We start from the raw sequence: 14,520 nt of genomic DNA, 5'->3' as shown, positions 1-14,520 counted from the left end.
ACCTGTTATTTTGAAGATTTTAAATTACGAGAAGCCTTTTCCTCGATCCCGCTTATTTTCTCTCTTTTATGAAGTTCCGCCCAAACATCTTCAGGCGATATATCTGTTATAACCCACATGGCCAACAAATGATACAAAACATCGGCACTTTCACTGATCAGGTTTTGTGGATTTTTTGTGGCACATTCAATCAGGCATTCAACAGCTTCTTCACCGAATTTCTGTGCAACCTTGTGTGACCCTTTTTTCAGTAATTTGGCGGAATAGCTTTTTTGAGGGTCATTATTTTTTCTTTCTTCAATCTTTTTATATAGACGATCAAGAATTTCACCATTTAGATTGGATTTCATACCTTGTTTCCTTTATTAAATACAGATCAGGAAAGGCGGACGGGAATGTTGTTTTCTGACAGAGATTTTTTTACCTGCTCAATCGTAAATTGGCCAAAATGAAAAACGCTGGCTGCAAGTAATCCTGTTGCTCCTGTTTGTGCGCCTTCGGTAAAATGTTGTAATTGACCCACCCCCCCCGAAGCAATCACAGGGACACGAACATTACTGTTAATTGCTTTCAGAAGGTCAAGATCAAAACCTTTTCCCGTACCATCACGATCCATGCTGGTAATTAAAAGCTCACCAGCACCACGCCTGGTCATTTCCTTTGCCCATTGAATGACATTAATACCCGTTGGATTACGACCACCATGACTGTAGACCTCCCATGAACCTTTATTATCAGATCGTGCGTCAATAGCAACAACGATACATTGACTGCCAAATTTATTGGCTCCATCATTAACAAGATCCGGATTTTTAATGGCTGCGGAATTAATGGCGCATTTATCCGCTCCTGCTAAAAGAAGCGCACGTATATTGTCCGGTGTACGAATACCCCCGCCAACAGTCAAAGGAAGAAAAATTTTTTCCGCTGTACGATTCACCACATCAATGATGGTGTTTCTGTTTTCATTGCTTGCGGTTATATCCAGAAATGTCAATTCATCGGCACCTGCCTTATCATAAACCAATGCCTGTTCAACGGGATCACCGGCATCACGTAGGGAGACAAAATTGACTCCCTTGACCACACGTCCGTTCTTAACATCAAGACAAGGAATGACACGGGTTTTCAACATGTTTCCAACACCTTTAAAGCGTCATTGATCCGAATGCGTCCATCATAGAGGGCTCGACCAACAATTACACCCTCTATTCCTGGCTCCTGATTGGCAATGTTTCGTAATGCCTCAATATGTGCAAGGTTACCAATGCCTCCACTGGCGATAATCGGTATCTGGAGATGATGGGCAAGATTGGCAGTTTGTTCAAGATCAAGTCCGGATAACATGCCATCTCGTTCAATTTCAGTAAAGATAATGGCAGAAGCACCGCTGTCCTGTAAACGTAAGGCGAGGTCCAGGGCTTTCATTTCAGAGGTTTCCGCCCAACCTTCGGTGGATACATATCCTTTTTTGGCATCAATACCAATCACGATTTGACCAGGAAAGGATTTGCAGGCCTGATAAACTAGTCTGGAATTTTTAACGGCGACACTACCGAGGATAACTCTTTTTATGCCCTTATAAAGCCAATATTCGATAGCATTTAGGTCCCGTATTCCACCTCCAAGTTGAACAGGCACCTGAGAATTGGCAAGAATGCTTAAAATAGCTTCTGTATTAACAGATTTTTTTGCAAAGGCACCATCAAGGTCAACAACATGTAACCATTTACAACCCTGATTATTCCAGTTTCGCGCTTGTTCACCGGGATTGTCAGAATATATTGTTGCCTGATCCATTTCACCCTGACGTAATCGAACACATTGACCATTTTTCAAATCAATCGCGGGATATAATGTTAGGGGATGGACTGCTGAAGAAAAGCTGGACATAAATAAGTTACACTTCATGAAGTTAAAATTATGGTAGGTTCAAAAAGGATTTATATAAAAAATATCCCCTGAAAATTTGCCCGTTGATTTTTCGATAATAAGGGTGGGTTGCCCAATGATGATATCCATTTTTCAAATAAAACTGAAATAATTTTTTCTGACTTTCATCAATTTGCACATTAATGATCGGGAAACCTAGTTGGGCAATGGTCTGTTCGATTTTTAGAAGTAAACGTTTACTGACGCCGACATTTATGGCATAGGGTGCAACTGCAAAAATGGTGATTTTTGCAGCAATATAGGGAGATCCCTCTTCTTTTAGTGGTGTTTCAACCTCGCAAAATGCGACAATATGTCCATCCATTCGACCTGTGAAAAGAGTTTTTTCGGGAACAAGTAACGATCCCTTTATATAGCTTTCCAACAATTGTCTTGGTGGTGCCTTAACCCAGCGACAATGATAACCAGCCAATATCGCGGCTTCCAGAGATTCACAAATTGCATGCAAATCATCATCATTATCAAGGGTGGTAATTTGTTCTAATTCGATTTTTGGAAGTAGGTTTGAGTTGATGTTATCCATTGTAATTAATAAATACTTGCTAAGCGGGGGTAGGATTCCATCTTAGGAAATTTGCCAAAATATGTAATCCAACCTGTTGACTCTTTTCGACATGAAACTGCGTGCCAATCGCATTCTTTTTGGCGATGATGGCCGGAATGGATATGCCATAATCGGTTGTAGCGATAATATCCTTGTTATCTTCAGCGAACAAAGCATATGAATGGACAAAATATGCATGATCACCTGGATTTATTCCATTCATAACAGGATGTGCATTTACTTTAAAATTTAGTTCATTCCATCCCATATGGGGTAAAGGTAAATCTGTTGTATCGATAGGTTTTATTTTACCCTGGATCCATCCCAAACCTTTAGTTGTTTTATGTTCCAATCCCTGTTCAGCCATTATTTGCATGCCAACACAAATTCCTAGGAAAGGGGTCCCTTGCCGAACTTTGGCATTTAACGATTCAAGCAAACCGGGAATGGATTGCAATCCACTCATGCAATCTGCAAACGCTCCCTGACCAGGTAATATAAGACGGTCCGCATTTTGAACATGTTCTGGTTTGTTGCTGATTTCAACATCAACAGGCAGATTGATCATGTGGGCCGCCGCAATCAGGGCACGTTGAGCGGAGGCAAGGTTTCCGCCGTTATAATCAATAACAATAATGCTTTCGGGTTTATGTTTCATGAATTGATATAGTTTGTTAAACGGGGTTTTTTATCAAGTAAACGAAGAAGGGCAAATTTCTTATTGGGTGCGGCAATTACGGTTTGAAGATTCCATCCTGCCCATTGCAATTCGGTTCTTTGAAAGTGGAAGGCAAAGCAACCTACTATAAAATGTACCAAAGCCATCAAGAAGAAAGATGGATGTATCCAGATAATCAGTGAAAAACAGACACTTAAAAGAATTAATCCATGAATCCAGCTTTTTTGGACAAAAAGACCAACAGGTCCAAGTATAAATACGAGCCAGGAAAAACCCTCAGGCACCAGTTTTAATTCGGAAGGTTGGTTTTGGTTTGCATAGACAGTAAAATATTTCACAACACACCTTTGGTTGATGGAATGGAATGCAAAGCACGTGAATCGAATTCACAAGCCATTCGCAAAGCACGTGCAGCTGCTTTAAATGTTGCCTCGGCAATATGATGGGAATTACGACCCGCATGCAATATTGCATGCAAGTTCAAATGGGCGCTCATCACAAACCCACGAAAAAATTCTTCAAATAATTCGGTATCCATCTTTCCTATATTTTCTGTTGGAAAAGACACGTTCCATGCCAGGTATGGGCGACCAGAAATATCGATAACGACTTCGCTCAAGGCCTCATCCAGAGGAACAGAGGCTTGTCCAAACCGACAGATTCCTTTTTTCTCTCCAATCGCTTTCTGGAATGCCTGACCCAAAGTTATGCCGACATCTTCCACTGTATGATGAAAATCAATATGTAGATCGCCTTTGACCATTATGTCCAAGTTAAACAAGCCATGTTTGGTAAGAGCTGTCAGCATGTGGTCAAAAAAACCGATTCCCGTTTCGATATTGGACTGACCTGCTCCATCAAGATTCAGGGTGAGCTGGATATCTGTTTCCGAGGTTTTGCGATGTACGGATACCTGTCTTTGAGTATTCATAAAAGATAACTTTAAAATATAAATTTTATTTGACATTCAATTAATAACTTGCTTTTGCCGGAATGCCAAGATTAAAGAGTAAGAAATGAAATTATGAAATCATGAATTTCTTATGAATAAAACTTAAATTCATAATACTTTTTACGTATTTTTGTCTCGAGGAAATTACAGTAAGTTTAGATTTGATATGAAACTTACATTATAAATGGTAAAATTATAAATAACTTTATTGTAATGGATAATTTTATGTCAAATATTGATTTTCTGCTTTCTCGTTTTTCATGTGGTTCATTAACTCAACCTGCGCCAAATGACGATGAATTGCATCAAATTTTATCAACAGCGATGCGGGCTCCTGATCATGGGCGCTTACGTCCCTGGCGTTTTGTGATTATTGGTAAAGAGTATCGAGAAAAATGGGTAAGATCATTGGAAAAGATCCTTACAAAACCGGATTCTTGTTATCCCCCCGCTTATATAACCAAAATAGTGCAAAATTTTTCGAATGCCCCTTTGATCTTGGCACTTGGATTTCGTCAATTTCATGATGACAAGACGTCTATCTCACTTGATGAACAGTTGATGGCAGCATCAGCAGCAACCATGAATATATTGAATGCTGTCCATGTTCTGGGATTTGGTGCAAAATGGATTACAGGCCCCATTGATGTTCCTGAAATTACGGAATTATTGGGACTGAAAAAACCGTATAGAATGATCGGATTTATGTTTATCGGAACACCTGTGGAAGGATCTGAGGCACCTCCAAGGGTTTCAGTGGATGATTATGTCGCTAACTGGCAGGGAAGTGCAGTAAATTTCAAAATTGATTCATAAATAGTTAAAGAGATGAAACGATGTTAAAGATTAAAGATATGATGGATGTTGTTGTGATTGGCGGGGGTCCTGCAGGATTAAGTGCGGCATTGTCCCTGGAGGGGATTGGACTGAAAGTCACTGTTATTGATCCAGCCCCAATGACAGCTTTGCAAGAACCTTCTTTTGATGGTCGTGAAATAGCTTTGACCCATCATTCCGTTTCATTGATGAAATCAATGGGGATATGGGACCGTATTCCTCAAGATGAAATTTCTTCGCTCAGGGAGGCCAGGGTTGAGAATGGGGAAGAAAACAATCCTTTGATTTTTGACACGCAGGGAAAGGGCGAAGAGGCTCTTGGCTATCTTGTCCCAAATCATCTGATCCGAAAGGCAACATTTGAAGAGGTTCAATCTCGTGAAGGAATTACTGTTTTATCCAATACACGCTGTAATAAATTAAATTGCTTTGTTGATTATGCCCGGGTTGAATATTCCAATGCAGATCAGGACGATGCAGTTTTTTCTACAAAACTGGCTGTTGTAAGTGACGGACGTTTCTCCAAAATAAGGGACAGTCTTGAAATTGGATATTTGCTGCATGATTTTCATCGTCATATGATGGTATGTCGTATGAAGCATGAGTTGCCTCATCATCAAGTTGCCTTGCAATGGTTTGACAAAGGACAGACTGTTGCCTTACTGCCATTGAATAATAATGTCACTTCTGTTGTATTGTCTCTTCCTCCTGATGAAATGAATCGGGTCAGATCGTTGGAAGCCGAACAATTCAATCTGGAAATAATGAAACGCATACATGGACGGCTTGGAAAAATGGAGCTTGTTTCCACCCGGCATGTTTATCCTTTGAAAACTGTATTTGCCAACCGGTTTGAAACAAGACATGCTGCCTTGGTCGGCGATACGGCTATTGGAATGCATCCTATCACAGCCCATGGTTACAATTTTGCCCTGATTGCCCAGGAAATCCTAGCAGATGAAGTTTTGGCAGGTTTAAAAAGGGGAGAGGAAATCGGCACATCGAAACAATTGCGTCATTTCGAAAAACGGTTAAGAATCAAAACCATGCCGATGTTTACCCTGACAAACACTATTGCAACGCTTTATACACGTGAAGAAAAAGGATTGTGGAAATTAAGGAGGTTAGGTATTAAAACGGCCAATTTACTAAAGCCTGTTAGGAATAAAGTCGTGGATACCCTAATTGATAAAACCACGACATTGCCTTCTCCAAAATCGATTTTATCGAAAAGATTTTGATTAATTCACTTTTAAAATAAACAGGATGAAATAGTAATAATTTATTGTATCATCTTGTTTCATTAAAGAATTTGTAAAAATCAACAATTTACAATTCAATTTTCCTGCGTTTTTGGCGAAGAACTGATTCAATCCATTCATTTAATTTCTTCGTATTTTTCTCGGCATTTTCCAGATCTGGGTAAAAATCGGGAAAACGCAAGGATAGCCAGCGCCAACTTACCAGGCGTTTATGCATTTTTTCAGCGCGTTCAAGTTCGCGTCGGGATGCCTGGACTGGATTCGGTAGTTTTCCAGATCCAGGGGCGGATATGGTTTTGCCGGCAGCATGATCCGCTGCCCAATGGGTAAGCCGATGAATGCCATTGTCACGGTCATCGACCGGACATGTTGAATATGTCCAGCGATCTTTAAGGGAAAGACCATCGACTCCCTCCAGTGAGGATGCAATCGCGAATGTTTCCTCCATTTTTGCCAATCTATAATTGGGATCATCAGGACGTAAAACAGCCCGTTTCAAGCGTGTCAATACACCGAATAAACTCGTTGAATTGATTTCATTGGCAATTGCTTGAACAATATCACTGTCAGGTTGCACCAGGGGCCGCAAATCATTTTCCTGGATTGGAGGGGCCTCCAGATTACGATGGATGAAGGCAGGATCGCCCGCACCAGCCATAATACCTACAATTCCGTTTTCATGCTTGCCATATCGACCTGCACGTCCGCCTATTTGCTTGATTTCCTGGGATGTGAGGGGGCGCCTGTTTTGACCATCGAATTTAAAGATCGTGCTGAATATAACACGTTTGATGGCTAAATTTAATCCCATACCGATAGCGTCTGTTGCGATTAAAATATCTGCCTCGCCATTATTGAAGCGTTTTGCTTCCGCCCGCCTGACTTCCGGACTCAAGGCCCCATATATTACAGCAACGCGGTGACCTTTTTGCATTAGAAGAGAACGTAGATCCAAAACCTCTCTTCTTGAAAAGGCGATAAGTGCATCACCCGTTCTCAATTTTGATAACCTGATTGGCGAACTGGCAGTGATAAGGGGACTTTTTCTTTGTAGAATAATCTCGTCACAGGGATCATCACATAAATTGGCAATGCGTTTGACAATAGGGATACATTCTGGTGAACCCAGAACAAAAACATGGCGTGCCGGAACGCCCATAATTGCAGCCGTCCATGCTGCGCCACGATCAGGATCTGTCAGCATTTGCGCCTCATCAATCAACGCCACATCAACAGGATTGTCCATCGGGCACATTTCTACAGTAGCTGCCAGAAAACGGCTTCCGGGGATAATATTGCGCTCCTCACCCGTTTTCAAGGATGCCTCAATATCACGTTCCGCCAGGGCTTCCTTGAATTCATGCGCCAATAAACGTAGTGGTGCAAGGGCAATTCCACTCTCACTTTTAGCCATTGTTTCCAAGGCAGTATAAGATTTTCCACTGTTGGTTGGTCCAGTCACAATGGTGATATGTCTTTTCAGGGAGCGGGCTGTTATAAAATGCCCTGCATATCGATCCATTGCCGCTACATTGGCCAATACCTTGTTTTTGATATTGAGGTCACCAAGGTTTATATATTTACCCTTTTTTCCCTTAGGGACTTCTTCGATCCAACTTGAAATTTGATTGCGTAATTTTCTCAATTCAACAGGATCAAATTTCCAAATATCTTTTCCGTGTTTCTTTATTTTCTGGGCAATTGGAATTCTGTTCTGCCCAATCCATTTTAGGGCATCCCTGGACGAGCAATGCAATATTGCGGGTATATCCTTGAAGCTTACAAGGCTATTTTCCCATTCCCTTTGTCGTTTTATCTCCTGTTTCTTACGGGCCTTGGCTGTTTGTAGTAACTGTTCATCTTTTTCTTTATTGATCTTATAATCTGTCAAAATCTGATCAATAAAACTATCTTTATCCTGTATATCAAAAGCCATGGCAACGGTATCTGCCATAATTGTCAATTGTTCATTATCGAATGTTCTAGCTGAGACATTATTGGTTTCAAGCTGTAAATTCTGAATTGCCTCATGGGCATTGCCGCTTGATTGTTTCAAACGGTTTCCTAGGGCAAGCCGCAATACATTTTCAAAATTAGTTTCATTGGGTTCAGGTGTGTGAATAAACGAAACCGCCCATGCAATATCTTCAGGTTGAACCCAAACATATTTTTTTTTTTGGACAAGCTGGGTTAATTTTTTGGTCCATCCCTTTCTACGAATAGTACAGAGAAGTTTTATAAAATTTGCTGGTGCAATCGTATCAGAGTCAGTTTCAAGTTGGCGTTCAATGAGTTTTTTTAGACGATTTTCTTCTTGAGGCGTAATATCTAGCCGGGTTTCTTGTAAGACTTTGTAAAGGGCAAGTTCAGCAGGGGATGAGTTCATATGATTTAACAGATTAAAAAATTGAATTTTATTATTTATTACATATCTAGAATACAAGATAAAAGATGATATAGGTTTTTCGCAATATATTGTACTTATAATATAAGTTTTTTTATTTTAATGCCTTATATTTATGTATAATTTGAAAAAATTGATTAAATAAGATTGAATCAAAAAATTTTATCAGTATTTTCTTATTAGAGATAATTTTAAACACGGTAATTTTTTAAAAATGACGAATTGGGTTTCAATATATAAGATAAATTTCATATAAATTGACCAATATTGCAGGAGATTAGTAAATAATGACAGAATCAGTGATGATTGATGATTCTTTTCGTCTTTCCCCGCCCTCTAAAGAATATAGTCACTTAAATGCTGAAAAGGTTTTATCTGTTCATCATTGGACGGACCGTCTTTTTTCTTTCACTTGTACGCGCACCTCAAGTTTAAGATTTGATAATGGTCAATTTTGCATGATCGGAATCGAGGTTAATGGCAAACCTTTATTGCGAGCTTATAGTGTTGCAAGCGCTAATTATGAAGAACATCTTGAATTTCTGTCAATCAAGGTTCCTGATGGTCCCTTGACTTCACGTTTATGTCATATGAAGGTCGGTGATACGGTTCTTATTGGACGTAAACCAACGGGAACCTTGGTGCTTCCTAATTTGAAACCCGGTCGAAACTTATATTTCTTTTCAACGGGAACCGGATTGGCACCTTTCATGAGCCTTATTCGTGATCCAGAGGTATACGAGAATTTTGAAAAAGTGGTCCTGACCCATACTGTACGCATCAAAGGGGAACTGGCTTATCATAATTATATTTTAAATGATTTGCCAAATAATGAATTTCTGGGAGAATATGTGAAAGAAAAAATGGTTTATTATCCTACAGTTACTCGTGAGGAATTTCCTGTAAGAGATCGTATCACGACCCTGATTGAAAATGAGAAACTGTTTTCTGATATTAATTTACCTGTTATGGATCCCGAACATGATCGTGCTATGATTTGCGGTTCTCCAGAAATGTTGGCGGAAACCAAGTCAATTCTTGAAAAAAGAGGTTTTGTAGAAGGCAACGGTTCATCACCTGGTTCCTTTGTAATTGAAAAAGCATTTGCGGAGCAATAATTCATGAAATACGACTTTGACCTTATTGTTATAGGAGCAGGTTCAGGCGGTGTTCGCTGTGCCCGTATTGCAGCTTCCCATGGTGCCCGTGTTGCGGTTGTTGAGAAACAATATTGGGGTGGTACCTGCGTAAATATTGGCTGTGTACCAAAAAAGCTTATGGTTTATGCAAGCAATTTCAACAACCAGGTCAAAGATAGTCATGGATATGGATGGGATACGGTTCCCGGACACCATCATTGGCCTGAATTTATTGAGGCAAAAAACAAGGAAATAAAACGGTTAAATAATATTTATATTTCCATGTTGGAAAGGGCGGGAGTGAATCTATTTACAGGTCATGCCTCTTTCAAAGATGATCATACTCTTAAAATTTCATCTTCTGTATTATCTGATGAAAAAGCAGAAGATAAATTTATTACAGGCAAGCATATTGTTATTGCAACAGGCTCATCACCCACGAAACTTGATATTGAAGGAAATGAATACGCCATTACTTCAGATGAAGCTTTTTATTTGTCAAAACGTCCGGAAAATATTGCCATCATTGGATCTGGATATATTGCACTTGAGTTTGCCGGCATATTTGCTGGACTGGGTTCATATGTGGATTTGGTCTATCGTCAACCTGTTCCCCTCAGAGGATTTGATCAGGATATACGTCAGGCTGTCTATGATGCGATTGAACAGCGTAAGGATATTATCCAACATGTCAAAGCCCATCCAAAAAAGATTATTAAACAAGGTGAGCAATATCATCTTTATCTTGATAACGGAGAAGTGGTGCAAACAGATTGTGTATTTTTTGCCACTGGTCGGCATCCCAATTTGTCAGGATTAAATCTTCAAAAAATTGGGATTGAAAAGGGGAAAAAAGGGGAAATCATTGTTAATGAAGATTTTGAAACTCGAATTCCCCATATTTATGCGATCGGTGATGTGATAGATTTTGTTAATCTTACTCCTGTAGCCATTGCTCAAGGACATGCCCTGGCTGATCGTTTATTCGGAAATAAAATTCGTAAAAGTAACTATGACTACATTCCAAAGGCTGTATTTTTTAATCCACCAATTGGAAGCATTGGTTTAACTGAAGAAGAGGCTGCACTAAGAGGAGCAGTTGATATCTATATCTCCAATTTTACGTCAATGCGCTATAGTTTAACGGAACGTAAGGTTAAAACCTTTATTAAAATGATCGTTGATCAATCGTCGCAAAAGGTTGTTGGACTTCATATTGTCGGAGATGACGCACCAGAAATGCTGCAAGGATTTTCAGTTGCAGTTGCGGCAGGTTTAACCAAGGCAGTTTTTGATGAAACAATCGGTATTCATCCAACCTCTGCGGAGGAAATTGTAACCCTTCGTCAGGTTGCAAGGGTTACAGATAAACAAAATTAAAAGTTCGATTATCGGGGGGTTAACCATCCATTTCCTGTTGAATCCCCTAATTTCCCCTGTCCCATTGGGCCACTTTCCTGATACGCGGTACCATATTTTGAAAGATTGGCACCACTTACCTTGTCTTTCGATTCAGCCAAAGCTTGTTGATGCTCGGGATCTGGTCCATTTTGCATGTTCATGGAAGGCGCATAGGTATAACCGGGAGGTGGTTCACGGTGTCCTCGAACGGTAATATGTTCTCCCCCTTTTTCAGCTTCCTGGGATTTCATTTGAACGGATTGTTTGGATAAGCCTGGTAAAGTTCCGCTTTCTTCTTGATTGATTGGCGTAACTTGTGCATAAGTTTTGACAGATAGTAAAGTCGTAGAAAGTAAAACTGTATACAATCCAGTTTTAAACCAATTCATTATAATTTATCCTTTATGGCTCTAAAAAAATAGCTGATATAGATTTATAATTTACGTTCTTGATATAATATACTAAATTTGAAAAGTTAAGCCCGTGATGAAATGGATGGGTTTATTCTTCAATCTATAACATAAAATGAAATAAAAACATATTTGATGATTTCAGAAATATCAGTAATTTTAATTTTATCTAAGGATTAACGGTGATTATATTTCCCTGCAAGATAATCTCCCAACCATTGAATTCCTGAAATCATGAGCACCAATATAACGATTACAATTCCCATAATATCCGATCTGAATTGTTGATATCCATATTGTATAGCATAATGACCCAATCCACCTGCCCCAATGGTCCCAGCCATGGCGGATATTCCAATAATCAGGATTAGAGTCACGGTAAAACCGGAAATGAGTCCCGGTAAAGCTTCAGGCAATAGAACCTCTTTAATAATTGTAAAATTGCTTCCTCCCATTGCTTTAACTGCCTCAATAAGATTACGGTCGACTTCCTTAAGGGAAACTTCCGCTATTCTGGTAAAATAGGGAATAGTTGCAATAGTTAACGGAACAATTGCTGCAGTCGTGCCAATAGCGGTTCCAACAAGAAATCGTGTTACGGGAATTAGGGCCACTAGCAATATTATAAAAGGAATGGATCGGAATATATTAATAATGAATCCAATCGATCGATTACATATCGGTGCGGGCCTTAAACCGTCAGGTGCGGTGATAACCAGGAAAAGGGCGAGAGGTAATCCACCTGTCAAGGTTAGCAAACCACAAGCTAGAGTCATTTCCAATGTCTGGCCAATAGCAATATATAACTGCTCAAGTTGATATGTTGAAATATGAGAGTACTGACTTATGAAATTATTTATTTGATCAAGATTAAAGACGGACATAACCAACCTTTTCAACTGTCTCAACACCCATGCTTGTAAGAGCTGTTATTGTTTGTTGCCATTGATCCGCAGGAACGGCAAGAAATGTCGTGCCAATTGGTGTTTCACGTATATGGGTTATGTTTCCTTCCAACAGTACTGCGGAAATTTGATAATCTTTTTGAAGATTAGCTATTAAGGGATCTCTTACAACCTTGCCCATCATGACGACATGTAGAATGGCATGGTCATTCCTGTCAGGGTTGGGATGAATATTTTGCGATATACTTTGGGGAAGGGAAGGCTGTTCCTCTTGCAATAATTGTTGGGTTGTTTCCGATTGCGGATGAGCAAAAACTTTACCGACTGCTCCCTCCTCGATGATTTTACCTTTTTGCAGAACAAAAACTCGATCTGCTAAAAGGCGGATAACACTCATTTCATGAGTGATCAAAACAATTGTAAGTTTTAGTTTCTGATTAATTCGTAATAAAAGTTCAATTATTGAACGTGTCGTTTCTGGGTCAAGGGCAGAGGTTGCCTCATCACATAACAAAAGGGCGGGATTGGCTGCCAGGGCTCTTGCTATTCCAACACGTTGTTTTTGCCCCCCCGATAACTGGGCTGGATAATTGAGGGCCTTGTCAGGAATGCCAACCAGTTCGAGCAATTCTTTTGCTTTCTCAATTCGCTTGGCTTTAGGAATCCCTGCAATTTTCAAGGGAAGGGCAATATTATTTAAAACATTTTTAGAATTAAGTAGATTAAAATGCTGAAAAACCAGCCCAATTCGCTGTCTCAATGGAATAAGAGCCTTTTCAGGCAAATGGGCTATATCTTTTCCTTCAATCTTGACCTTACCGCTTGTTGGTTTTTCCAGCCCCGCCAAACATCGTAGCAGAGTTGTTTTTCCTGCTCCAGAGTGTCCGATAATTCCAACTATTTCTCCTTTTTGAATCGAGAAAGTAAGGTTGGATAATGCGGCATGATTGCCAAAATTTCTGCATACATTGTCAAATTCAATAACGGGTAAATCTGAAGTCATAAATTTTTATCAATTAAACTGCATTGAGGAAAAGAATGTGTCACCATGCAGGTAATATAGCGCCATGAAATTTATCTTCCATTGCCTTTTTCACGGCATCGGATTGAAAACTCTCCAGCAACAATTTCATTTCAGGGCGGTTTTCATCCCCTTTACGTACAACCAAGATATTGTCATAAGGACTGTCTTTAATATCCTCTCTAAGTAAAGCAGATTTTGGATTGATCCCGGCCGGTATGACGAAATTCGTATTGACCGCGGCCATTGTGACATCATCTAGGGCACGGGATAATTGGGCGGCGTCAAGATCAATAAGTTGAAAATGATGTGGATTACTGATGACATCCCCAAGTCTAGGTAATGCCGGAGCATTCTGCCGTAGTTGGATGAGATTGGCTTTTACTAGAAGATTAAGAGCTCTGCCTTGATTGGAAGGATCATTGGGAATGGCGATTTTTGCTTGGTCAGGAAGATCACGGATGGATTTGATTTTATGTGAGTAAAAACCCAGTGGTTCCGCCCATGTTTTTCCAAGAACGGCCAATTTATAATTTCTTGCCTGAATTTGCGCATCCATGAAGGGAACTGTTTGGAAAGCGTTGGCATCAATATCTTTACCAACAAGCGCTTCATTTGGAATATTGTAATCGTCAAAATTGACCAGTTGAATATCAATGTTTTTTGTTTTTGCAACTTCCTTGGCGGTAAGGGCCAGTTCCTCTTCAGGACCACTAATGATACCGACACGAATAGTTTGAACGGTGGAGGCAGCTTTAGTTTCATGCGGAATACCCGAATAAAGGATAAATGCGGTTAAGCTGGCAAGAAAAGCCCGGCGAGAGAAAATCATCATTAACTGTTGTTCCCATTCGTTCAAGGTCAAAGATATTTAAGGAAAGTTTTATATAAAAATCGTGTATCTGTATAGAGTATATTATATGAAACACCATACAATATTAAAGCTGCTGGTTAATTATTTTATAAATATGGTTAATTTTTTATATTAAAAGATAAATAATATGTTTTTTTAG

At 39.6% G+C, this 14,520-nt stretch carries 16 protein-coding genes; 4 read left to right on the top strand and 12 right to left on the bottom strand.

Annotated elements, in window-relative coordinates; genetic code table 11:
* Window positions 1-5: 5 nt before the first annotated feature.
* Genes D9V35_RS06165 through hisB form a run of 7 tightly spaced genes read right to left on the bottom strand, consistent with a single transcriptional unit; the run spans window position 6 to window position 4,107 of the window.
* Complete coding sequence (locus D9V35_RS06165) at window positions 6-350, bottom strand: phosphoribosyl-ATP diphosphatase (protein ID WP_110438258.1); 345 nt, start codon at window positions 348-350, stop codon at window positions 6-8.
* 26 nt (window positions 351-376) lie between these two features.
* A complete protein-coding gene (gene hisF / locus D9V35_RS06160) occupies window positions 377-1,135 on the bottom strand; it encodes an imidazole glycerol phosphate synthase subunit HisF (protein WP_122123789.1) in 759 nt (252 codons plus the stop codon).
* Complete coding sequence (hisA, locus tag D9V35_RS09520; RefSeq protein WP_347376851.1) at window positions 1,129-1,893, bottom strand: 1-(5-phosphoribosyl)-5-[(5-phosphoribosylamino)methylideneamino]imidazole-4-carboxamide isomerase; 765 nt, start codon at window positions 1,891-1,893, stop codon at window positions 1,129-1,131. Before hisA ends, hisF begins: the two co-directional genes overlap by 7 nt.
* A gap of 28 nt (window positions 1,894-1,921) precedes the next feature.
* Window positions 1,922-2,476, bottom strand: a complete 555-nt coding sequence (locus tag D9V35_RS09515) for a GNAT family N-acetyltransferase (RefSeq protein WP_347376850.1) — start codon at window positions 2,474-2,476, stop codon at window positions 1,922-1,924.
* Window positions 2,477-2,495: 19 nt separating this feature from the next.
* Window positions 2,496-3,155 (bottom strand): imidazole glycerol phosphate synthase subunit HisH, encoded by a 660-nt coding sequence (gene hisH / locus D9V35_RS06150; RefSeq protein WP_122123788.1) that lies wholly within the window; start codon window positions 3,153-3,155, stop codon window positions 2,496-2,498.
* Complete coding sequence (locus D9V35_RS06145; RefSeq protein WP_122123787.1) at window positions 3,152-3,514, bottom strand: hypothetical protein; 363 nt, start codon at window positions 3,512-3,514, stop codon at window positions 3,152-3,154. The genes hisH and D9V35_RS06145 overlap by 4 nt, the downstream gene beginning before the upstream one ends.
* Entirely contained in the window at window positions 3,511-4,107 is a 597-nt protein-coding gene (hisB, locus tag D9V35_RS06140; RefSeq protein ID WP_122124287.1) for an imidazoleglycerol-phosphate dehydratase HisB, read from the bottom strand. The genes D9V35_RS06145 and hisB overlap by 4 nt, the downstream gene beginning before the upstream one ends.
* A gap of 246 nt (window positions 4,108-4,353) precedes the next feature.
* Here hisB and D9V35_RS06135 point away from each other — a divergent pair, with 246 nt between their 5' ends.
* Both D9V35_RS06135 and ubiM read left to right on the top strand, forming a co-directional pair.
* Window positions 4,354-4,944 (top strand): nitroreductase family protein, encoded by a 591-nt coding sequence (locus D9V35_RS06135; RefSeq protein ID WP_162988599.1) that lies wholly within the window; start codon window positions 4,354-4,356, stop codon window positions 4,942-4,944.
* 20 nt (window positions 4,945-4,964) lie between these two features.
* A complete protein-coding gene (ubiM, locus tag D9V35_RS06130; RefSeq protein WP_205910294.1) occupies window positions 4,965-6,206 on the top strand; it encodes a 5-demethoxyubiquinol-8 5-hydroxylase UbiM in 1,242 nt (413 codons plus the stop codon).
* Window positions 6,207-6,294: 88 nt separating this feature from the next.
* Here the strand turns inward: ubiM and D9V35_RS06125 are convergent, their stop codons facing one another.
* Window positions 6,295-8,613 carry a helicase-related protein gene (locus tag D9V35_RS06125; protein ID WP_122123785.1) on the bottom strand — a complete coding sequence of 773 codons (2,319 nt, stop codon included), beginning with the start codon at window positions 8,611-8,613 and terminating at the stop codon, window positions 6,295-6,297.
* 305 nt (window positions 8,614-8,918) lie between these two features.
* On the opposite strand from D9V35_RS06125, the gene D9V35_RS06120 reads away from it, so the two are divergent.
* Window positions 8,919-9,749, top strand: coding sequence for a ferredoxin--NADP reductase (locus D9V35_RS06120; RefSeq protein WP_122123784.1), 831 nt, complete (start codon window positions 8,919-8,921; stop codon window positions 9,747-9,749).
* A 3-nt stretch (window positions 9,750-9,752) separates the two neighbouring features.
* Window positions 9,753-11,150 (top strand): glutathione-disulfide reductase, encoded by a 1,398-nt coding sequence (gene gorA / locus D9V35_RS06115; protein WP_122123783.1) that lies wholly within the window; start codon window positions 9,753-9,755, stop codon window positions 11,148-11,150.
* Window positions 11,151-11,158: 8 nt separating this feature from the next.
* On the opposite strand, the gene D9V35_RS06110 is transcribed toward gorA, so the two are convergent.
* From D9V35_RS06110 to D9V35_RS06095, 4 genes are all read right to left on the bottom strand, one after another.
* The gene (locus D9V35_RS06110; protein ID WP_110438249.1) at window positions 11,159-11,560 is read right to left on the bottom strand and encodes a hypothetical protein; all 402 of its coding nucleotides are present in this window, start codon (window positions 11,558-11,560) and stop codon (window positions 11,159-11,161) included.
* Between the two features lie 197 nt (window positions 11,561-11,757).
* A complete protein-coding gene (locus D9V35_RS06105) occupies window positions 11,758-12,411 on the bottom strand; it encodes a methionine ABC transporter permease (protein ID WP_162988627.1) in 654 nt (217 codons plus the stop codon).
* Window positions 12,412-12,451: 40 nt separating this feature from the next.
* Entirely contained in the window at window positions 12,452-13,489 is a 1,038-nt protein-coding gene (locus tag D9V35_RS06100; RefSeq protein WP_110438248.1) for a methionine ABC transporter ATP-binding protein, read from the bottom strand.
* Window positions 13,490-13,529: 40 nt separating this feature from the next.
* Entirely contained in the window at window positions 13,530-14,342 is an 813-nt protein-coding gene (locus D9V35_RS06095; RefSeq protein WP_240993349.1) for a MetQ/NlpA family ABC transporter substrate-binding protein, read from the bottom strand.
* Window positions 14,343-14,520: the final 178 nt, after the last annotated feature.

The sequence above is a fragment of the Commensalibacter melissae genome (genome assembly GCF_003691365.1).
GTDB lineage: Bacteria > Pseudomonadota > Alphaproteobacteria > Acetobacterales > Acetobacteraceae > Commensalibacter > Commensalibacter melissae.
The sequence above is the reverse complement of the archived record's forward strand: the minus strand, read 5'-3'. Positions and strand labels throughout refer to the sequence as shown.